Source organism: Kribbella sp. NBC_00382 (assembly GCF_036067295.1).
GTDB lineage: Bacteria > Actinomycetota > Actinomycetes > Propionibacteriales > Kribbellaceae > Kribbella.
Genome location: NZ_CP107954.1, coordinates 985,428 through 1,005,287, shown reverse-complemented (window position 1 = coordinate 1,005,287; position 19,860 = coordinate 985,428). Strand labels below are relative to the sequence as shown.

Genomic DNA, 19,860 nt, shown 5'->3' with positions numbered 1-19,860 from the left:
GCAGCCCACCGGTTCACCGGCAACCAAATATGTCGAGTACGCCGACCCCGCTCCGACGTCACCGGTATGGACACCACACGCTCAGCAGACGGCACCACGATCGCCTACGACCGCTTCGGCTCCGGTACGCCGGTCATCCTGGTCAACGGAGCGCTCTCCACCCGCAGCGGCATGCAACCGTATGCCGAAGCCCTCGCCCAGGACTTCACCGTCATCACGTACGACCGCCGAGGCCGCGGCGACAGCACCGACACCAGCCCGTACTCCGTCGCGCGCGAGATCCAGGACCTCCAAGCGCTCATAGCCGCGGTCGGCGGCAGCGCAGCCGTCTACGGGCACTCCTCGGGCGCGGCGCTCGTCGCGATGGCAGCCAGCAGCCTCCCGATCACCCGGATCGTGTTGCACGAGCCGCCGTACGGACCGGACGACGAGGAGTCGCTGCAACAGTCCGACGAGGACGGCGCCGTCGTACTACGCCTCCTTGCCGAAGGCCGCCGGGTCGAGGCCGTCGCAGCCTTCCTCACCATGGCGGGCATGCCGCCGGAAGCGGCCGCGGAGTACGCGAAGACGTACGGGATGGCCGAGGTCGCGCACACGCTCGCCTACGACTTCGCCGTCATGGACCACGCGTCGAAGGGCGGAGTCGTACCGGTCAGCCTGCTCGAAGGACTCCAGCAGCCCACGCTGGTGATCGCCGGGTCGGCGAGTCCGCCGTTCATGATGGAGGCGGCGCGGGCCGTCGCCAAGACTGTGCCGAACGGGAGACTCGTCGAGCTCGACGGGCAGCATCATGTAGTACCGGCGGAAATTCTTGCGCCGGTACTAGCTGAGTTCCTTAGTCCGCGATGATCTCGATCGAGACGCGGTCCGGGTAGAAGGCGACGTGGTCGCGGATGTCCGCCACCGCGTCGTACGGGTGCTCGTAGGTCCAGACGGCGTTCACGGTCTGCTCGCCGCCGGGGACGATGCTGAAGTAGTTGGCGTCGCCCTTGTAGGGGCAGTACGTCTCGTTGTCGGTCCGCTGCAACAGCGTCATGTCGACGTCCTTGCGCGGGATGTACTGCGCGGCCGGGTAGTTGGCCTCCTGCAGCGACAGCGCGTCACGGCTGTCCGCGATCACCCGGCCGTCGATCTTGACGACCACTCGGTCCGGGTTCTTCCCGACCGTGATCGGGTGGTCCGGACCCGGAATCTTGACCGGCTTGTCAGACATAGCTCAGCTCCCAAGGGCGTGCGGCATCTACTTCAGGCGTCAACCGTCCCCGGCGCCGGGGCATTCCGTCAGACCGGCAGCAGTTTGACGACCAGGCAGGGCCCGCCGTCGAAGGTGCCGCCGTCGATGCCGAGCGCCAGGCCGTCGGCGTACAGCAGCGGCCCGGTCAGGTACGCCGGGTCGATGCCGAGCTGGTCGGCCACGATGCTGTGGCCGTGCACGATCCTGCGGCCGCCGAGCCGTTCGAGCAGCTCGGCCGCGATCACTGGGCCGGCCTCGCCGCGGAACGCGTACCGCGACGTCATCCGGCGCCAGATCTCCCACCAGATGGTGATCTCGTCGCTGTGCAGCTCGGTCCGGACGTTGGCGTTGATCTCGTCGATGGAGTCACCCCAGGCGAGGTACTCCTCGGTGTCGGAGTGCATCAGCAGGTGGTCGGCGTCCAGTCCAAGCATCGGCCGGTCCAGCAACCAGGCGACGTCGTCGTCGGTGAGCAGCTCCTGGTCGCGGTCCTGGCCGCCGTTCAGCGCCCAGCTGCGCTCGAAGCTGCGTGACGTGATGCCCTCGTGCGGTACGAACGTGTCACCGAACTTGCGCATCCCGAGCGCGAGGATCTCGTGGTTGCCGAGCAGCACCCGGACCTCGCCCTGACCGGCCTCGGCCTGCGCCACCAGCCGGCGGACCAGCGCGAGTACGCCGACGCCGTCCGGCCCACGGTCGAAGAAGTCGCCCAGGAACCACAGCCGGACGTCCTGGTCCGACCAGCTGCCCTCGGCGTCGATCAGCCCGGCCTCCTGCAGCGCCGCGGCGAGCTTGTCCGGGTGACCGTGAATGTCGCTGACCGCATAGCTCGCGGTCACGCGCGGTTCACCCCCGCAGCGTCAGCACGATCAGTACGACGTTGAGGGCCGTGACGGCGGTTGCTACCAGGCATGCCAGGAGAGTAGTCGGCAACCGGTTGACAAGGTCACCCATGACGCGCCGGGAAGCTGTGAGCCGTACCAAAGGCCACAGCGCGCACGGGATGCCGAAGCTCAGCACGACCTGCGAGACGACCAGCGCGCGACTGGGGTCGATCCCGATCGCCAGGATGATCAGCGCCGGAGCCAGCGTGATGAGTCGCCGCGTCGCCAGCGGCACGTGACGCTTCCAGAACCCCTCGAGAATCACCGACCCGGCGTACGTACCGACCGAGGACGACGCGAAGCCCGACGCCAGCAGCGCGAGCGCGAACAACAATGCCGCCGTATGACCGAGCCGATCGCCGATCGCGGCGTGCGCGGCGTCGAGCGAGTCGGCGCCGGTGCCCTTCAGCGCGGCGGCCGCGAGCACGACCATCGCCAGGTTGACCGCACCGGCCAGCGCCATCGCGACCGCGACGTCCATCCGGGTCGCGCGCAGCACCCGTTGCTTGCCCTTCGCAGACCGGATCGACTTCCAGTGCCGGTCCGTGACGAGGGCCCCGTGCAACCAAATCGCGTGCGGCATCACCGTCGCGCCGAGCATTCCGGCGGCCAGCACGATCGATTGGGTGCCGTCCAGGCGCGGTACCAGGCCGCCCACCACGCCCGACGCGGACGGATGCGACTGGAACGTCGACACCACGAACCCGACCAGTACCACCGCCAGCAACCCGACGATCGCCGCCTCGAACGGCCGCTGCCCGCGCTTCGACTGGTAGATCAGCAAGGCGAACGAGACCGCGCCGGTGATCGCACCACCGAGCAGCAACGGAATCCCGAACAGCAGGTTGAGCGCGATCGCCCCACCCACCACCTCGGCCAGGTCGGTCGCGACCGCGACAAGCTCGGCCTGCGCCCACAACCCGGTCGAGGTGGACCGCTTGAAGTGCTCCCGGCACAGCTGCGGCAACGTCAGCCCGGTCGCGATGCTCGCCTTGGCCGCGAGGTACTGGACCAGCACGGCCATCAGGTTGGCGCCGACCACGACCCAGCAGAGCAGATACCCGTACGTCGCGCCCGCGGCGATGTTGGTGGCGAAGTTGCCCGGATCGACGTACGCGACCGCCGCCACGAAGGCGGGACCGAGCAACAACAGACCCGAACGGTTCAGTTGTCGTCTCAGCGGAGCCGGTGCGTACATGGCTCGACCTTAGGTACCGGACCCCGTTCCGTCATCTGCGCAAGCGTAGGAGAGTCGTCTCAATCTGAGACGGCCTGCTCAGGTACCGGTCTTGGCCGTGCCGAGCACCTTGGTCGCCTTGGCAGCCGCGTCGCCGAGCGCTCCGTCCAGGACGTCTGGGGCGTCGAAGCTCATCGCGAGCACGACGTCGCCGATCCCGGTGAAGGCGAAGAGCACTTCGGCGCCGTCCAGCGGCCCGCCACTGGCGGTGAACCGGCCGCCGACCGGGTTGGTGCCCGCCTTCGGTACCGACATCTCGCTGACCTCGACCGTCGAGGTGCCGGCGCCGGGGACGGTCAGCTTGGCCGTCTTGCAGCCCTTGACCGCCGCCTTGGTGCGGTTGAGCAGCGCGTTGGCCGCGGCGGTCGAGCCCATCGCGTCCAGTTCCTCGTCGAAGAACGGGCCCTGCTGACCGCCGGTGTACGAGCGTTTCGCGATGACCTTCGCGCCGGGCGGGGTCTCGGCGTTGAAGAGCAGCACCAGGTCCTTGCAGCGGGCATCGGTCGAGGACAGCTTGGTTCCGTCCTCCTCATCGCCGGAGGTATCGACGGAGAACCCCGACGGGAGGTCTGCCAGCACCAGCAGCGCCTTGGTCAGGTCCGCCTTGGTTCGCGCCGCGGGGACCGGCACCGGGGCCGACTGGGTGACCGACGGGGTCGTCGGCGCCGGCGTGCTGCTCGGCGGCGGGGTCGAGGACGTGCTCGTGCTCGGCGGCGTCGCGGCCTTGTCGGATTTGTCGTTGCAGGCGGCCAGCGTGGTGGCGAGTCCGGCAGCGAGGACAAGGGACAGGAAGGATCGAGTGTTCACCATGGTGGAACGACTGTATTGCCCCGCAAACCTGGTGCCCGCCATTTTGCAGCTTTGTGCAACGTGTCAGGCCCAGTTCCACCGGACGTCGAGGGAGAGTTGGACGGTCTGCTCGCCAGGGGTGATCGACAGGCTTGAGTCGTAGGCCCCGGAGGCCTTGGCCGACTGCTCCATCACCAACGGGATCGGGCCGTGGCCGTAGCCTTCGGTGACGGCGGAGATGGAGCCGAGGGACTGGCCGGCCAGCTCGGCCAGCTGGGCGGCCTTCTCACGGGCCTGGGCGAAGGCGAGTTGCCGCGCCTGGTCCAGCAGCGGCCGCTTGTCGGCGACGTCGAAGTTCAGCCCTTCCATCCCGAGATCGTTGCCCACCGCATCGACCGCGGCGTTCAGTAGGTCACCGAACCCGGTCAGGTTCCGGGTCGTCACGGTGATCGAGTGCGACGCGCGATAGCTCGCCACCTTCATCGAGTCCCTGTACTGCGGGTAGACGTTGACCGTGCTGGTCTCGATGTCCTTCGCCTCGACCCCCAGCGCACTCAATGCAGCATGAACAGCATCGGTCTTCTCGGCTACTTGTGCGACCGCGGCCGCCACATCGGCCGCGTCATGACCGACACTCAAAGTCAGCCGCAGTAGATCCGCCGGCGCAGTAGCCTGCCCGGTCCCGGTCACCGTGATCCCAGAGTCCATACGAGCCAGTCTGACAGGAGAACCACGATGCGTAGGAAGACGTTGGTGGCGAGCGTGTTGGCCGGAGTGCTGGTGGCCGGCCTGTCGGTGGTCGGCGCCGACGCCGCCGGGCGCGATGACAAGGTTGCCCGGGCATTCGAGGCGACGACCCGTAGTACGGCGTGGACGCAGGTTGCTCGCATCCCGTTGAAGTTCCCGACGTACCATCCGCAGGGGTTCGCGCTGGTGGGCGATCTGATCTACCTGTCGAGTGTCGAGGTGCTGGAGGCCCCGGTGCCCTATCCGGTGCCGGTGGACGGGTACGACCGGACGCCGGGCAAGGGGATCGGGCATGTGTTCGTGCTGGACCGCCAGGGCAACCTGAAGAAGGACATTCGGGTCGGCGAGGGCACGGTGTACCACCCGGGCGGGATCGACTACGACGGCGAGAACGTGTGGGTGCCGGCCGCGGAGTACCGGCCGAACTCGCGGGCGATCGTCTACAAGATCAACCCCCGCACGTATCGCGTCACGGAGCAGTTCCGGGTGAAGGACCATGTTGGCGGGGTCGTGCGGGACCGGCGTACCGGGCTGGTGCATGGGGTGAGCTGGGGGTCGCGGACGCTTTATGCCTGGACTGCCTCTGGCAAGCAGGTGGACGCGCAGCCCAACCAGAGCCACCTGCTGGACTACCAGGACTGCGACTACGTCGGGCGGAGTAAGCAGCTGTGTGGCGGCGTCACTGGGCTCAAGACGCAGACAGGTGGCAACTTCGAGCTCGGTGGGCTCACACTGCTCGACCTCAACGACGACAACCGGATCCTGCACGAGATCCCGTTCGCGGCGTACTCCACGGCCGGGCACTCCGTCACCCGCAACCCGGTGGCGCTGGAGGTCGACGGTACTAAGCTGCGGCTCTTCACTGCGCCCGACGACGGTGAGGGCGCAACCGGTACCGAGCTACTGATCTACGAGTCCCCGATCAGCTAGCGCGCGGGACGATTCGGGCAGGGATGTCGTGCTGATGGCAGAGGGCGAGCAGGCCGGTGCCGTCGATCAGTTGCAGTGGCTTCCCGTTGGCGAACTGGTAGCTGGACGGGCCGAAGCCACTGGTGGTGATCAGGATGCCCTTGGTGGCTCCGGCGTCCAGCACGGTCCCGAAGAGGTCCCGTACGGCCGACGGTGGGACAGTACGCGTGTAGAGCTTGGCCTGTACGACGAATTTGCCACCGGTGATCGGCCTGGGGTCGTAGGCGACGCAATCGATGCCACCGTCGTTGCCACTACGGAACAACCGCGTCTCCAGGCCCATCCGGGTCAGCAGGTTGTGCACCAGATGCTCGAACTCGTCAGGGGTGAGCTCCAGCAGGTTCGGCCGGCTGTCGATCTCGCTGATGACGTCTGCGGCTCTGATGGTCCGCGGGTCGGCCAGGTCGAAGTCCAGCACCGGTTCGACCGGCTGGAGTTCCTCTGGGTGCCGGGACACCTCAGCAGCGAAGTAGTGGCGGACGCAGGCAACTGGATCCAACTGGTCGAGTACCAGGGCTTTGAACTGCTCACGGGTGGCCCGGAGCGTGATCAGGCATGGCCGGACGGCCTGGCCGGTCGGCAGGTCCACGGACTCGACCATGCCGTTGAAGACGACGGTGTCGACGACCTTGTACCGGTCGCTGCCGAAGACCAGGTGCAGGGTCCGCAAGGCCAACTGCGCAACGAGTTGCTGGTACAGCAGCCGTACTTCCTTCTCCGGCCGGGGCACAGCGACTACCGCGTCTACCTCTCGGTCGTAGCGGTACGACGCCTCAGCCGGTACGACGCTGAGGTCGGGGAGATCCCACTCGACCGCCAGCAGCGTCGACTCGGGCACGTAGCCGACCCTGCGCCGGCGCGGGAAGTCTGGCGGCTCGGTGACGCGTTCGAGGGCCTTCCGGAAGTACCGGCTGACTGCCTCGCGGTCGTGGTTCTCGACGGCGCGCTGGTAGGCGTCGATGCGGGCGTGCTGCTCTTCGGTCGCCTCGTCCAGCCGGCGCTGCTGCTCGGCCTGCTCCCTGACGGCACGCGTCACCCGCTCACGCCTGGTGTCCTCGGCCGCCCGGTGCCGGTCGATGGCCTCGGCGAACCTGTCCTCGGCCTCGGCCAGCCGCCGCGCGTACCGGCGTTCGGTGCCCCACCAGCGGAACCGTCCCAGCCGTGGGGGCAGGAACGCGTCCCAGACAGGTCCGGGACGCGCCGCGAGATCAGCAGCCGGCACCGTCGGCGGCGCCCGTCGAGGCGCCCGCTTGAGGGTCTGCAGATCGGTGCCATGGACATCGATCGCGAGTGCGCCGGCCAGGATCCCGCCCAGTTCCAGGACGCGCTCCTCCACCGCAGCGGTACGTTGTGCCGCCTCGGCGGTACGCCCGGGCGGCCGGTCGCTGCGGGCGTAACCATCACCGGTTCGGCCCATCGCCTCACACCTCTCACCTCAAAGGTAACCGCCCAACCACGCTCCGCGACCAACATGACGGAGAGTTGGCAAGGACATTGCTTGCCGTCCACCCCTTGTTTCCTCCTGCAAGTGCACCTGCAAACGCACCGTGTTCACCCGCCGGAACGTCCGCTGGGCGGTAACTCTGCGCGACTCCCGGTGTCGTCTTGTCGGACCGAGCGGTTGCGGGTCACGATGGCGGGATGAGTGTGCCTTCGTATGCGTCTGGGGTTTCTGCGGTTCCGTTGCTGGGGGAAACGATTGGGCAGAACCTGAGACGGACGGTTGCGGAGTACGGCGACCGGGAGGCGATGGTCGAGGTCGTCAGTGGGCGGCGGTGGACTTATGCCGAGTTCGGGGCGGTCGTGGATGAGTTTGCCCGGGGGTTGATGGGGCGGGGGATTGCCAAGGGGGATCGGGTTGGGATCTGGGCGCCTAACTGTGCTGAGTGGACGATCACGCAGTACGCGACGGCGGCTATCGGGGCGATCTTGGTCAACATCAATCCGGCGTACCGGACGCATGAGCTGGCCTATGCGCTCAATCAGTCGGGGGTGAAGCTGCTGATCTCGGCGACGGAGTTCAAGACCAGCGACTACCAGCGGATGGTCGACGAGGTACGGCCGGACTGTGCTGCGCTCGAAGCTGTCGTCTACATCGGTACGCCGGACTGGAACGCCGTCGTCGAGGCGGCCGGGCAGGTCAGCCGGGAGCAGTTGGACGAGCGCGCGAGCGAGTTGAGCTTCGACGACGCGATCAACATCCAGTACACGTCGGGGACGACCGGCTTCCCCAAGGGCGCGACGCTCAGCCATCACAACATTCTCAACAACGGGTACTTCGTCACCGAGACGATCGGCTTCGGGCCGGACGACCGGCTGTGCATCCCGGTGCCCTTTTACCACTGCTTCGGCATGGTGATGGCGAATCTCGGCTGCACGACGCACGGCTCATGCATGGTCATTCCGGGGCCGGCCTTCGATCCGGCGGCGACCCTGCGGGCGGTTCAGGACGAGCGGTGCACGGGGCTGTACGGCGTACCGACGATGTTCATCGCCGAGCTCGGGCTGCCCGACTTCGCCTCGTACGACCTGACCTCACTGCGCACCGGCGTGATGGCCGGCTCGCCCTGCCCGGTCGAGGTGATGAAGCGTTGTGTCGCCGACATGCACATGGCCGAGGTGGCGATCTGCTACGGCATGACCGAGACCTCGCCGGTATCCACGCAGACCCGCCGTGACGACGATCTGGATCGGCGGACGTCGACCGTAGGCCGGGTGATGCCGCATGTCGAGGTGAAGCTGGTCGATCCGGCGACCGGGCTCGTCGTACCGCGAGGTGAGCCGGGCGAGCTGTGCACCCGTGGGTACTCCGTGATGCTCGGCTACTGGGACGAGCCGGAGAAGACCGCCGAAGCGATCGACCAGGCGCGCTGGATGCACACCGGCGACCTGGCCGAGATGCGTGACGACGGGTACGTCAACATCGTCGGCCGGATCAAGGACATGGTGATCCGCGGCGGCGAGAACGTGTACCCGCGGGAGATCGAGGAGTTCCTCTACACCCACCCGGATATCGCCGACGTACAGGTGATCGGCGTACCGGACGACCGGTACGGCGAGGAGCTCTGCGCCTGGATCAAACTCAAGGACGGCGCGGCGCCCCTGGATGCAGCGGGTGTGAAGGAGTTCGCCACCGGCAAGCTCGCCCACTACAAGATCCCGCGCTACGTCCTGCTGGTGGACGAGTTCCCGATGACCGTCACCGGCAAGATCCGGAAGATCGAGATGCGCGAGAAGTCGCTCGAGCTGCTCGGACTGAAGTAGCCAGCGCGCGCTGTCTGCTGAGAGATCGTGGTTACCCACGCGAAACCTGCGGGGGCGATTCGGAAACGGGAGTTTGTTCCGGGGGCAATCGTGCGGCAATCGGGCGGTTCTTCACTGGATGACATCCAGGCCGTACCGAATCCCCGGGAGCCGACATGCCGCAGGTCAGTCTTCGCGAAGGCGCGCACTACCCGGCGGTCATCATCGGCGGCGGCCAGGGCGGCCTGGCAACCAGTTGGGAGCTGACGTCCCGCGGCCTCGACCACGTCGTCCTCGAAGCCGATCGGGTCGGCAGCGAGTGGCGCAACCGCCGCTGGGACTCCTTCTGCCTGGTCACTCCCAACTGGCAGTGCCGCCTTCCAGGCTTCCCGTACTCCGGACCGCATGCCGACGGCTTCATGCTCCGCGACGAGATCGTGGCCTACCTGGAGTCGTATGCGCACTCGTTCGACGTACCGCTGGCCGAAGGCGTCCGGGCGACGGGTTTGGAGCAGTCTTCGCAAGGCTTCCAGCTGACGACGGACACGGCGACCGTGACGGCCGACCAGGTGGTGCTCGCGACCGGGCCGTACCAACGACCGAAGATCCCGCGCTTCGCCGAGCGGTTGCCGGCCAACCTGCAGCAGCTCCACTCATCGCAGTACCGGAACCCTGAGCAGCTGGAGCCGGGCGAGGTTCTCGTGGTCGGTACCGGGCAGTCCGGTTGCCAGATCGCTGAGGATCTTCATCTGGCCGGCCGGACGGTACATCTGGTGACGGGGTCGGCGCCGCGGGTGGCACGGGTCTATCGCGGGAAGGACGTCGTCGCCTGGCTCGACGAGATGGGCTACTACGCCAAGGGAATCGACGAGTTCGACGACGTCGACGCCGTACGGTTCCGGGTCAACCACTATGTCACCGGGCGGGACGGCGGGCGCGACATCGACCTGCGCCGGTTCGCCCTCGAGGGCATGAAGCTCTACGGCCGGCTGATCGACGTACAGGCCGGCAGTCTGAGGTTGAAGCCGGATCTCCGCGCCAACCTCGATCATGCCGACGCGGTCTCCGAAGGTATCAAGGACTCGATCGACGCCTTCATCACCTCCAAAGCCATCCAGGCGCCGGTTGAGGCTCGCTATCAGCCCGTTTGGGAGCCAGTCGTAGAACCCGAAACCCTCAGCCTGCAAGGGATCGGTGCTGTGGTGTGGAGCACCGGCTTCAGCCGCGATGACGGCTGGATCCGCGTCCCGGTCTTCGATGGTCGCGGCTATCCGACGCATCACCGTGGCGTGACGAGCGTCCCCGGCCTGTACTTCGTCGGCCTGCCCTGGCAGCACACCTGGGGGTCCGGCCGCTTCGGCGGGGTCGCGGCCGACGCGGCGTACCTGGCCGAGCAGATCGTCCAGCGCCGGATGCAGGCCGGCGTTCGCTGGATCGCCGGTTTGCCGCGCTCCCAGAAGACGGTTGCGTAGGGCAATAGACATGTCGACAAACGACGCGCACCGGCATCTCGGAGTCCTGCCGGCCTACCCCTTCTACGGCGGCCCGCCGGTCAACCCGGACCTCACCGCCCGCGCCACCATCGACGAGTTGCTCGCCGATCTCGATGCCGAGGGCACCGAACGCGCATTGGTGATCCCCAACTACGGCGTACCGGATGTCGCGGTCTCCTTCGGGTTCAACGAGCTCGTGGTCGAGGCGGCTGGTCGCGATGACCGGATCCGGGCCGGCCTGTGGGTCTCGCCGCGACCACAGGACGCCGAGTTGACGGCCAAGGCGCTCACGTTGGCGACCGAGCCCGGCGTACGGGCGCTGAAGTTGAGTTTCCTGCTCGGCGGTCATCCGGCTGACGAGGAGGTCCGGCCGCAACTGGACGAGATCTTCAAGACAGCAAGGCGAAACGGCCTCGTCGTTCACGTCCACACCTCACCCGGCGCCGCGTCCGACATCGACCACATCGGTCTGCTGGTCGAGACGTACGCCGACCAGGTGCCGCTGCATCTCGTCCACTTCGGCGGCGGGATGAGTGGGCACATCAAGCTGATCGGCTCGCGTTTCTTCGACTGGATCGAGTCGGGCAAGCGCGTCTACACCGATCTGTCCTGGGCGATCGGTTTCGCCCCGGCCTGGCTGGCCGCCGAGATCGAGCGGCGCGGTATCGGCCACGACCGGGTGCTGTTCGCCAGCGACCAGCCCTGGGGCGACCACGCCGGCGAGTACGCCAAGGTGCGCGCCGCGATGGGCGACGGCGAGCTCGGCGACCACGTTTTCCACCACACCTTCAACCATCTCTACGACTGACCCTGAGGAGCACCAATGCCCGAACTGGCCGAACTGACCGACCTCGAGACCAAGAGCCTGCAGGAGATCCCGCACCCGTCGCTGGCGGAGGGGTCGAGCATCTACGGCGGTACGAAGGTCTTCCCCGACTACCAGGCCGAGGACGGCGAGACGTACTTCACCCTGGTGCACGGCATCGCCCACGAGTCGTCGGTGAGCTTCGTCGCGATCCTGCAGGCAACCCGGGCACAGCGCAAGGGCTTCGAGTCGGCGATCTACTTCTACGGTCCCGGGTCGCTGAACTGCCTGGCGACGCGGGGTTTTCCGACCACCGGCAACTCCGCGTTCCCAGGCGAGCATAACATCAACGAGTCGCTGAAGACGTTCATCGCCGAGGGCGGCAAGGTCTACTGCTGCCGGTTCGGGCTGTCGCTGCACGGAGCGCGCGAGGAGGACCTGATCGAGGGCGTCATCCCGACGCACCCGCTCGACGTCCAGGACGCGCTGATCCACTACGCCCGCAAGGGCGCCATCATCAACTCGACGTACATGTTCTGAGGGGTTGGCTATGAGCGTTGGCACCGAAGAAGCCCTGGCGGCCCGGGCCGAGATGGCCGTGTACGGCGTTCAGGTGGACGCCCCGGTCCGCCGCAGCAAGGGCGCCGGCCCGAGCGACGACGGGCACCTGGTCGTCGACGGTGCCAACGCCACCCTCCCCATCGTTGCTGACAGCCCCTACCAGGTACGGGACGGTGGGGTGTACCGCAACGGACTCAGCCTCGGCCTGTCCGTCGAGCCGGTCCGTCGGCCGCGCTTCTACGACCTGACGACGGCGGACGGCGTTCCGTACCAGCAGATCGCTTTGTTGCACGGGAAGGACGTCTTGGCCACGACCGTCGTCCAGACCTGCATCCGGTACGACGAATCGACGCGTTGCCGCTTCTGCTCGATCGAGGAGTCACTGCGCAGCGGCGCGACCGTCGCAGCCAAGACACCACGCCAGTTGGCGGAGGTGGCCGAGGCTGCGGTGCGCCTCGACGGCGTCACCCAGATGGTGATGACCACCGGTACGACGACTGGGCCGGATCGTGGTGCTCGCAACCTGGTCCGTTGCGTCCGGGCTGTACTGGAAGCCGTTCCAGGGTTGCCGATCCAGGTCCAGATCGAGCCGCCGGGGGAGCTGTCCGTCATCACCGACCTGTACGCCGCGGGCGCGACCTCGATCGGAATCCATGTCGAGTCCTTGGATGATGACGTCCGCCGCCGCTGGATGCCCGGCAAGTCGACGGTGCCGCTGGCGGAGTACAACGCCGCCTGGGACGAGGCAGTCCGGGTCTTCGGCCGCAACCGCGTCTCGACGTACCTCTTGATCGGTATGGGCGAAGACCCCGACGAACTGGTAGCCGGCGCCGCCGACCTCATCTCCCGCGGCATCTACCCCTTCGTAGTCCCCCTCCGCCCGATGCTAGGCACCCTCGCCCGCCTGGACGGCGTCACCGCACCCGACCCCCGGCTGGTCCAAGACATCACCGCCCGAGTCGCCGCCCTCCTGAAGACAGCCGAGATGCAAGGGGCAGACCAAGGCGCCGGCTGCGCCGCCTGCGGAGCCTGCAGTCTCTTGTCGGCGGCCGGCGCATGATCACGCCAGTAGTACAGACGACCGGCGTTCGGCGGGCCGCGGATGTCTGCGCGCTGTTGGGCGATCCGCCGCCGGCCTTCCTCATCGAAGTGGCTGCCGGCAACGATCTGGCTGCCTACCGCGCGCTGAGGCAGCAGGCCTTCGTCCACGACCAAGGCCTGTTCGCCGGCAGCGATCTGGACGAACGAGATGAAGACTCACGCACAGTAGTCCTGGTCGCCAAGGACCCAGCTGGTGCAGTGATCGGTGGGGTTCGGCTGGGCCCGACCATGCCAGGCCCAGACGTGGGTTGGTGGCAGGGCGGTCGTCTGGTAGTCGGCTCTCGTACGCAGAACGGTGTGGGGGCAGCGCTGGTGAGGGCGGCTTGCGCATGGGCTGAAGGAGCGGGGGTGTTGCGGTTTGAGGCGACTGTCCAGACCGGGACGTACAGGTTCTTTCAGCGGTTGGGGTGGGAGACGGTTCGGCCAGTCCAGGTTGCAGGGGTGCCGCATGTGTTGATGCGGTGGCCGATTGGGCGGGTGCAGCGGTTGGTCGAGGCGACTAAGAGTGAGTTGGGGGAGTTGCTGCAGGGGATTGGGCCGGACGGGTTTGTGGGGGATGACGGGGCTCCGGTGCCGGGGAGTGATTTGGTGGCGGCTTGTGATGCGATCGTGCCGGCGATGGTGGAGCGGGATCCGGAGTGGGCCGGGTGGTGTTCCGTACTGGTCAACGTGAACGACTTGGCCGCGATGGGTGCGACGCCGGTGGGGTTGTTGGATTCGATCGGGGCGCGGGACAGTGCGTTTGCGACGCGGATACTTAGTGGGCTTAGGCAGGCTGCGCAGGCTTACGGGGTGCCGGTTTTGGGTGGGCATACGCAGTTCGGCGTACCGGCTGCTTTGAGTGTCACCGCGCTCGGCAAAGCAGAACAGCCGGTACCTGGCGGTGGCGGCACGGCTGGAGATGCAGTCAGGTTGACTGCTGATCTTGGTGGCGGTTGGCGGCCCGGATATGCGGGCAGGCAATGGGATTCGACCAGTCACCGGAGTAGTGAAGAGCTGCGGACGATGGTGAAGGCCGTGGGCAGAGCCAAACCCAAGGCGGCGAAGGACGTGTCGATGGCGGGGATCGTCGGGACGCTCGGGATGCTTGCCGAGGCCAGCGGTTGTGGAGCGGTCCTCGACGTCGCCGACGTACCTAAGCCAGCAACCGCATCGATGGGTGACTGGCTGACCTGCTTTCCCGGCTTCGCGATGCTCACCGCCGGGCCGCAGGAACTCGACGCCGGCCCTGCCGAGAGCCACGTCTGCGGACAGCTCACCGAAGGCCAGGGCGTGAGCCTGCGTTGGCCGGACGGCGAGATCACCGAGGTCATCCCCGCCGGGGTGACCGGAATGGGAGCGGCATGACCACCCTGCGGATGGCGGCCGTCGCTGCCAACTTCGACCGTGACCTCGAAGCGGACTTCCAACGCATCGCGCGGCTGATCGCCGAAGCGCGGGCGGCCGGTGTACAACTCCTCGCCCTCCCGGAAGGCGCCCTCGGCGGCTACCTCCTCAGCCTCGACGGTACTGCGGACTCCCCGCCCGCCTTCGCCCTCAACAGCAACGAGATCTCCAGGCTGGCAACGCTCGCTGGTGATCTGACGGTCATCGCCGGGTACGCCGAAGCCGACGGCGGGCTGATCTACAACAGCGCGGTCTGCGTCAACGGCGACGGCGTCCTCGGCCATCACCGCAAGGTGCACCAACCGCTGCAGGAGGACGCGCACTACGCGGCTGGTGATCGGTTCGAGGCGTTCGATACGCCGGTCGGGCGGCTCGGGATGATGATCTGTTACGACAAGGCGTTCCCCGAGGCGGCACGGACGCTCGCGATGGATGGCGCTCAGATCATCGCCTGCGTCTCCGCGTGGCCGGGTGCCCGGACGAACCCGGATCCCGATCTCGCCAAGGACCGCTGGAAGCGCCGCTTTGACCTGTTCGACCGCGCCCGCGCGCTGGAGAACCAGGTCGTCTGGCTGTCCGCGAATCAGTCCGGTATGTTCGGCGCACTCCGTTTCGTCGCGAGCGCCAAGATCGTCGACCCCGGCGGCGAGATCATCGCCGACACCGGCATCACCGAAGGCATGGCGATTGCCGAGCTGGACGTCGAAGCGGCGTTGGAGCAGGCGCGCAGATCCATGGGTCACCTCCGCGACCGCCGCCCGGAGACGTACGGGACGCCCGAGCTAGTACGGACCTGAGGTCGGCCGTGCTGAGAGCGGAGTGGAGGGCGGGATGCTGAAGATTGGGGCGGTGGCGGCTGGGTTCACTCGGGATCTGGAGTTCGATCTCGCCCGGGTGGAGCAACTGATCCGGCATGGGCGGCGTGAGGAGGTACAACTCCTCGTACTGCCCGATGCCGCGCTCGGCGGCTACCTCTCCGATCTCAGCCGCTCCGACCACGACGACCTCCCGCCCGCCCTCGAGCTCGACGACCCGCTGATCGCCAAGATCATCGCGATGGCCGGTGAAATGACCGTCTGCTTCGGCTTCTGCGAATCCGCCGACGGCAACCGCTACAACACCGCGCTCTGCGTGACGGGCGACGGAGTACTAGGCCGTCACCGCAAAGTCCACCAACCACCAGGCGAGCGCGCCGTCTACACACCCGGCGACCGCTTCGAAGCCTTCGACACCCCGATCGGCCGGCTCGGCCTGATGATCGACTACGACAAGACGTTCCCCGAGTCGGCCCGCGCGCTCGCCGTCGACGGCGCGGAGATCATCGGCTGCCTCAACGCCTGGCCGACCAGCATCACCAACCGCGCGCCACGGATGAACGAGGACCGCCAGTCCCGCCTCTTCGACCTGTACGACCGTTCGCGCGCCGCCGAGAACCAGGTCGTCCTGGTCTCGTCCAACCTCACCGGCTCGATCGGCGGCATGCGCTTCCTCGGCCAGTCGAAGGTGGTCGGCCCCGGCGGCGACATCGCGGCCCGTACCTGGTCGAAGGCCGGCATCGCGATCGCGTCCCTCGACGTACGGGCCGAGATCGAGACGGCGCGGCGCGTCCTGCACCACCTCGACGAGCGCCGCCCGGAGGCGTACTGATGCGCATCGCCCTGCTGAGCTACTCGACCAAGCCCCGCGGCGGTGTCGTCCACACCCTCTCGCTGGCCGAAGCGCTCGCTGCCCAAGGCGCCGACGTCACCGTCTGGTCCCTCGGCCGCGGCGGCGACACCACCTTCTACCGCACCGTCGACCCACGCGTCCGGCTGTCGGTGGTCCCATTTCCTGACCAGCCTGGCGAAGGGGTCGGCGACCGCATCCTGCGTTCGATCTCGGTGCTACGCAACGCCTTCGACGCAGCCGCCTACGACATCGTCCACGCCCAGGACTGCATCAGCGCGAACGCGGCCGGCCGCTGCATCCGTACCGTCCATCACCTCGACACCTTCACCACGCCGGAGCTGGCCGCCTGCCACGAGCGTGCGATCATCACGCCGTACGCGCACATCTGCGTCTCCACCGCGGTCGCCGCCGAACTCACCACCGGATGGGGGCTCAAGGCAACAGTCATCCCGAACGGCGTCGACTCCACCCGCTTCGCCGAAGCAGCAGCCGGTACGCCGTCCGCCGTCTCCGCGCGAGCTACCTGGCAGACCCGCTTCGGCCGGTACGTCGTCACCGTCGGCGGCATCGAGCCTCGCAAAGGCTCCCTCGAACTCCTCGAAGCATTTGCCCTCATCAACGACCCCGACCTCCAGTTGGTGATCGCCGGCGGCGAAACCCTCTTCGACTACCGCGACTACCGATCCACCTGGGAGAAGCGAGCAGCCGAACTAGGCGTGACCCCACTAGTCCTAGGTCCGGTCCCCGACCCAGACCTCCCGTCCCTGGTCGCCGGCGCCGAAGCATTCGCTTTCCCTTCCGTCAAAGAAGGTTTCGGCCTGGCCCCGCTCGAAGCCCTCGCCGCCGGCGTCCCCCTGGTCGTCTCCGACCTCCCCGTCTTCCACGAGATCTTCGGCCCCGCAGCCGTCTATGCGGCCGACCCCGCCGAACTCGCAGAACGCCTCTCCGCTCCACCCGACCCAGCCCGCCGAGCAGCCGGTCAAGCGGTCGCCGGCGCCTACACCTGGCAAGCCGCCGCCACCGCCCACCTCGACTTCTACTTTAAGAATCTCTGAAGGTCGCCCCCGACGATCAAGGCATGCGAACCTCACTCAAGAAAGCAGCCGGTATCGGAGTACTGGCGATCTCTATGGTCACGATCGGCTCGGTCGCCTCGGCAGCAGGCCCGGAACCGACCGTCAACGGCTGCGTCGGCAAGCTGACCGGCCTCCTCCGGGTCATCGACCCGGCCAAGAACCAGAAATGCACCGGCCTCGAGACCCCGATCTCCTGGGCGCAACGCGGCGTACCGGGACCTGTCGGCGCGACCGGAGCCCAGGGGCCGGCCGGACCGGCTGGAGCTACTGGACCACAAGGGCCGGCGGGACCATCAGGTGCTGACAACATGTGGGCCAAGGTGCAGGCCTACAAAAATACGGACGGCACCACGGGGGCCAGGATCCTCCATCAGCGGCACGTGCTCTCGCTGACGTACGAGGACAACCTGGCCACCCTCACCTTCGATCGGCCGGTGCTCGAGTGCTCGATCCAGGCGACCTCGCAGGGACTGTCGGAGGCAGCGACGGCCAGCGCCAGCTACGGCGAGCCCGAGAAGGTCTACGTGAGTTTCTGGTCCGAGCAGGAACACCGCAACCTGGTGACCGACTTCTCGGTCAACGTTTTCTGTTAGGCCTTGCGGAAGACGATCCAGCGTAAGGCGCAGTACATGTAGATGCCTTCGCAGGCGCCGGCGATGACGCGGCTGACGTGGTACTCGACGCCGAGCAGGTTGAGGCCCGCGCCGGCGCCGAGGATCCAGACGACGTAGTTGACGACGACCACGACGACGTACACCGCGAGTTGCGGACCGACCGCGCCGTGGGAGTGGAAGTTGAGTGCCCGGTTGAGCACATAGCTCAGCCCGAACGCGCACGCGTAGGCGATCGTGATCGACACCCACAAAGGCAACCCGATCAACGACCGGAAGATGGTCAGCAGCCCCAGATCGATGCCGAAGGTGAACCCGTTGATCACGATGAACCCGAGCAGGCTCGCCGGTACGACCCGCGAAAGCCCCCACGGCAGCCGGCGCACGATGCCCGCCATAGCCCCACTGAACGACGCGCCACGTTGCTCGGCACGGGTCAGCACCGTCGTCATACGCCCCAGCCTGCCAGACCCGCCAAATCAGCGAACGGCGGCCAGGGCGGCTGAGTCCTCGTCGCCGAAGATGTCTTCTAGTTTCTCGGGGGAGTAGTCGAGGTCGATGCCGGCCACGTCGGCGCCGACTGCCGATTCGATCGCGCCGAGGCGGCGGGTTGCGCGGTCGCCGGCGTACGTCATCAGGGCGGTCGGGTCGATCTCCGGCGGGATCTCGGGCATGTTCTCGAGCGCCCACTGGATCTGGGTGAGGGCGTGGGGGAGCAGGTCCTCCATGGTGTCGGTGACGACCTGCCAGTTGGACTCGTCGGCGGCGATGTGGCGACGGCAGGTGAAGGTGCCCCAGGCCATGTGGCGTCGCTCGTCGTCACCGATGCGGCGGACCAGCTCCTGCATGCCGGGGAGGACGCCACGCGCAGTACAGAGCAGGTTCCAGGCGTGGTAGCCGGTGAGGGCCAGAGTGCCTTCTACTACGTGGTTGTAGGTGACGGAGGCCTTCACTTGGTTCGCAGGGGACGGGTCGTTGGCCAGGGACTTCAGGGCGACAGGCAAGGCCTCGTAGAAGATCGCCCGGTAGCCGGGGTTGTTCTCGATGTACTTGTGCAGGTCCTCCTTGACGCCGACGGCATCCAGCCACATCCGGAAGACCGCCGTGTGCTTGGCCTCCTCGAAGCAGAACTGGGTCAGGTACATCTCGTCGCCGAGCCGCCCCTCCGCCGCCATCGCGGCCAGGAACGGCTGGATGTCCTCGGTGACGGCCTCCTCGCCGGCGATGAACTGCGCGCACAGCATCAGCGCTGCCTCGCGCTCGTTGTCGGTGAAGGTCTGCCAGTCCAGCGCGTCCTGGCTGAAGTCGATGTCGCGCGGGTTCCAGAACTTCCGGTTGCCCTTGTCGAACAGCCGCAGCGGCAGCGCGTCCCAGTTCAGCCCGCCCTCCCTGAGCGAGCTGAAACCCTGCCTGTGAAGGGGATTCGCCGTCATGACTGCCTCCTGGAGCTTAGGAAGGGACCGAGCACCCGGGCGACCTGATCGGCGACCACGGCCGGAGCCGCACCGGGGTTGACGATGTGACTCAGTACTACGCGCAGCGCGACGTCCACGCAGGTGGTCGCGTCCTCAGCCGGTACTTCGGGCCAGTGCTCACGTACATGCGCATCCAGCCGTTGATGGCTGAGCTCCAGCACCTGCTGCCCCCGCGTCGTCAGCAACTGACTCGCCTGATCGGACCCCGGCTGCCCGAGCGCCGCCTTCACCAACGGGTTGTCCGCCGCCAGCGTCAGCGCGCACTCGACCGCGGCCCGCAACCCGTCGATCGGGTCGGTGTGCGCGGCCAGCGCGTCGTTCACGTCGACCAGGAACCGCTCGGTCTCCCGCGCCGCGACGGCCTGCAGCACACCCCACTTGTCACCGAACTCGTTGTAGACGGTCTGCCGGGAGACGCCGGTACGCCGCCCGACGTCGGCCATCCGCAATCCGTCGTACCCACCGGCGACGATCGCGTCATAGGCCGAGTCGAGCAGCTCGTCCCGCAGCCGCCGCTTGGTCCGCTCGGCGAAGGAGTCCATAGCTGTTGATGGTTTACATTTCGCACCAAGATGTCAAGA

Annotated in this window: 21 protein-coding genes; 12 read left to right on the top strand and 9 right to left on the bottom strand. The window is 67.4% G+C overall.

Annotated elements, in window-relative coordinates; translation table 11 throughout:
• The first annotated feature begins 66 nt into the window (after positions 1-66).
• A complete protein-coding gene (locus OHA70_RS04955; RefSeq protein ID WP_328329014.1) occupies positions 67-849 on the top strand; it encodes an alpha/beta fold hydrolase in 783 nt (260 codons plus the stop codon).
• On the opposite strand, the gene OHA70_RS04950 is transcribed toward OHA70_RS04955, so the two are convergent.
• The 5 genes from OHA70_RS04950 to OHA70_RS04930 all read right to left on the bottom strand — a co-directional run bounded on the left by OHA70_RS04950 (position 836) and on the right by OHA70_RS04930 (position 4,852).
• On the bottom strand, positions 836-1,213 hold the full coding sequence (locus tag OHA70_RS04950; RefSeq protein ID WP_328329012.1) for a DUF427 domain-containing protein: 378 nt from the start codon (positions 1,211-1,213) through the stop codon (positions 836-838). The genes OHA70_RS04955 and OHA70_RS04950 overlap by 14 nt on opposite strands.
• 68 nt (positions 1,214-1,281) lie before the next feature.
• Positions 1,282-2,073, bottom strand: a complete 792-nt coding sequence (locus OHA70_RS04945; protein ID WP_328329009.1) for a metallophosphoesterase — start codon at positions 2,071-2,073, stop codon at positions 1,282-1,284.
• A 7-nt stretch (positions 2,074-2,080) separates the two neighbouring features.
• Positions 2,081-3,316, bottom strand: coding sequence for an Nramp family divalent metal transporter (locus OHA70_RS04940; protein WP_328329006.1), 1,236 nt, complete (start codon positions 3,314-3,316; stop codon positions 2,081-2,083).
• Positions 3,317-3,394: 78 nt separating this feature from the next.
• The gene (locus OHA70_RS04935) at positions 3,395-4,165 is read right to left on the bottom strand and encodes a hypothetical protein (protein ID WP_328329004.1); all 771 of its coding nucleotides are present in this window, start codon (positions 4,163-4,165) and stop codon (positions 3,395-3,397) included.
• 63 nt (positions 4,166-4,228) lie between these two features.
• Complete coding sequence (locus tag OHA70_RS04930) at positions 4,229-4,852, bottom strand: SIMPL domain-containing protein (RefSeq protein WP_328329002.1); 624 nt, start codon at positions 4,850-4,852, stop codon at positions 4,229-4,231.
• Between the two features lie 27 nt (positions 4,853-4,879).
• Between OHA70_RS04930 and OHA70_RS04925 the strand changes: the two genes are divergently transcribed.
• Complete coding sequence (locus tag OHA70_RS04925) at positions 4,880-5,821, top strand: DUF6454 family protein (protein ID WP_328328999.1); 942 nt, start codon at positions 4,880-4,882, stop codon at positions 5,819-5,821.
• Here the strand turns inward: OHA70_RS04925 and OHA70_RS04920 are convergent.
• Positions 5,814-7,277, bottom strand: coding sequence for a restriction endonuclease (locus tag OHA70_RS04920; RefSeq protein ID WP_328328997.1), 1,464 nt, complete (start codon positions 7,275-7,277; stop codon positions 5,814-5,816). The two genes, OHA70_RS04925 and OHA70_RS04920, sit on opposite strands and share 8 nt — an antisense overlap.
• Before the next feature lie 224 nt (positions 7,278-7,501).
• On the opposite strand from OHA70_RS04920, the gene OHA70_RS04915 reads away from it, so the two are divergent.
• The 10 genes from OHA70_RS04915 to OHA70_RS04870 all read left to right on the top strand — a co-directional run bounded on the left by OHA70_RS04915 (position 7,502) and on the right by OHA70_RS04870 (position 17,786).
• A complete protein-coding gene (locus OHA70_RS04915) occupies positions 7,502-9,124 on the top strand; it encodes an AMP-binding protein (protein ID WP_328328995.1) in 1,623 nt (540 codons plus the stop codon).
• A gap of 155 nt (positions 9,125-9,279) precedes the next feature.
• Positions 9,280-10,575 carry an MSMEG_0569 family flavin-dependent oxidoreductase gene (locus OHA70_RS04910; RefSeq protein WP_328328993.1) on the top strand — a complete coding sequence of 432 codons (1,296 nt, stop codon included), beginning with the start codon at positions 9,280-9,282 and terminating at the stop codon, positions 10,573-10,575.
• 10 nt (positions 10,576-10,585) lie between these two features.
• Entirely contained in the window at positions 10,586-11,404 is an 819-nt protein-coding gene (locus OHA70_RS04905; RefSeq protein ID WP_328328991.1) for an amidohydrolase family protein, read from the top strand.
• 15 nt (positions 11,405-11,419) lie between these two features.
• The gene (locus tag OHA70_RS04900) at positions 11,420-11,941 is read left to right on the top strand and encodes an MSMEG_0572/Sll0783 family nitrogen starvation response protein (protein ID WP_328328989.1); all 522 of its coding nucleotides are present in this window, start codon (positions 11,420-11,422) and stop codon (positions 11,939-11,941) included.
• Between the two features lie 10 nt (positions 11,942-11,951).
• Positions 11,952-13,022 (top strand): MSMEG_0568 family radical SAM protein, encoded by a 1,071-nt coding sequence (locus tag OHA70_RS04895; protein WP_328328987.1) that lies wholly within the window; start codon positions 11,952-11,954, stop codon positions 13,020-13,022.
• Complete coding sequence (locus tag OHA70_RS04890) at positions 13,019-14,410, top strand: MSMEG_0567/sll0787 family protein (protein WP_328328985.1); 1,392 nt, start codon at positions 13,019-13,021, stop codon at positions 14,408-14,410. Before OHA70_RS04895 ends, OHA70_RS04890 begins: the two co-directional genes overlap by 4 nt.
• A complete protein-coding gene (locus tag OHA70_RS04885) occupies positions 14,407-15,246 on the top strand; it encodes a carbon-nitrogen hydrolase family protein (protein WP_328328983.1) in 840 nt (279 codons plus the stop codon). The genes OHA70_RS04890 and OHA70_RS04885 overlap by 4 nt, the downstream gene beginning before the upstream one ends.
• Positions 15,247-15,280: 34 nt before the next feature.
• A complete protein-coding gene (locus tag OHA70_RS04880) occupies positions 15,281-16,096 on the top strand; it encodes a carbon-nitrogen hydrolase family protein (RefSeq protein ID WP_328328981.1) in 816 nt (271 codons plus the stop codon).
• Positions 16,096-17,172 carry an MSMEG_0565 family glycosyltransferase gene (locus OHA70_RS04875; RefSeq protein WP_328328979.1) on the top strand — a complete coding sequence of 359 codons (1,077 nt, stop codon included), beginning with the start codon at positions 16,096-16,098 and terminating at the stop codon, positions 17,170-17,172. Before OHA70_RS04880 ends, OHA70_RS04875 begins: the two co-directional genes overlap by 1 nt.
• Before the next feature lie 23 nt (positions 17,173-17,195).
• Positions 17,196-17,786 (top strand): collagen-like triple helix repeat-containing protein, encoded by a 591-nt coding sequence (locus OHA70_RS04870; protein ID WP_328328977.1) that lies wholly within the window; start codon positions 17,196-17,198, stop codon positions 17,784-17,786.
• On the opposite strand, the gene OHA70_RS04865 is transcribed toward OHA70_RS04870, so the two are convergent.
• Genes OHA70_RS04865 through OHA70_RS04855 form a run of 3 tightly spaced genes read right to left on the bottom strand, consistent with a single transcriptional unit; the run spans position 17,783 to position 19,821 of the window.
• Positions 17,783-18,256: a GtrA family protein gene (locus tag OHA70_RS04865; RefSeq protein WP_328328975.1), complete on the bottom strand. Its 474-nt coding sequence runs from the start codon at positions 18,254-18,256 to the stop codon at positions 17,783-17,785. The two genes, OHA70_RS04870 and OHA70_RS04865, sit on opposite strands and share 4 nt — an antisense overlap.
• A 27-nt stretch (positions 18,257-18,283) precedes the next feature.
• Entirely contained in the window at positions 18,284-19,237 is a 954-nt protein-coding gene (locus OHA70_RS04860) for a R2-like ligand-binding oxidase (RefSeq protein WP_328328973.1), read from the bottom strand.
• Positions 19,234-19,821 (bottom strand): TetR/AcrR family transcriptional regulator, encoded by a 588-nt coding sequence (locus OHA70_RS04855; RefSeq protein ID WP_328328971.1) that lies wholly within the window; start codon positions 19,819-19,821, stop codon positions 19,234-19,236. The genes OHA70_RS04860 and OHA70_RS04855 overlap by 4 nt, the downstream gene beginning before the upstream one ends.
• Between the last annotated feature and the right edge of the window lie 39 nt (positions 19,822-19,860).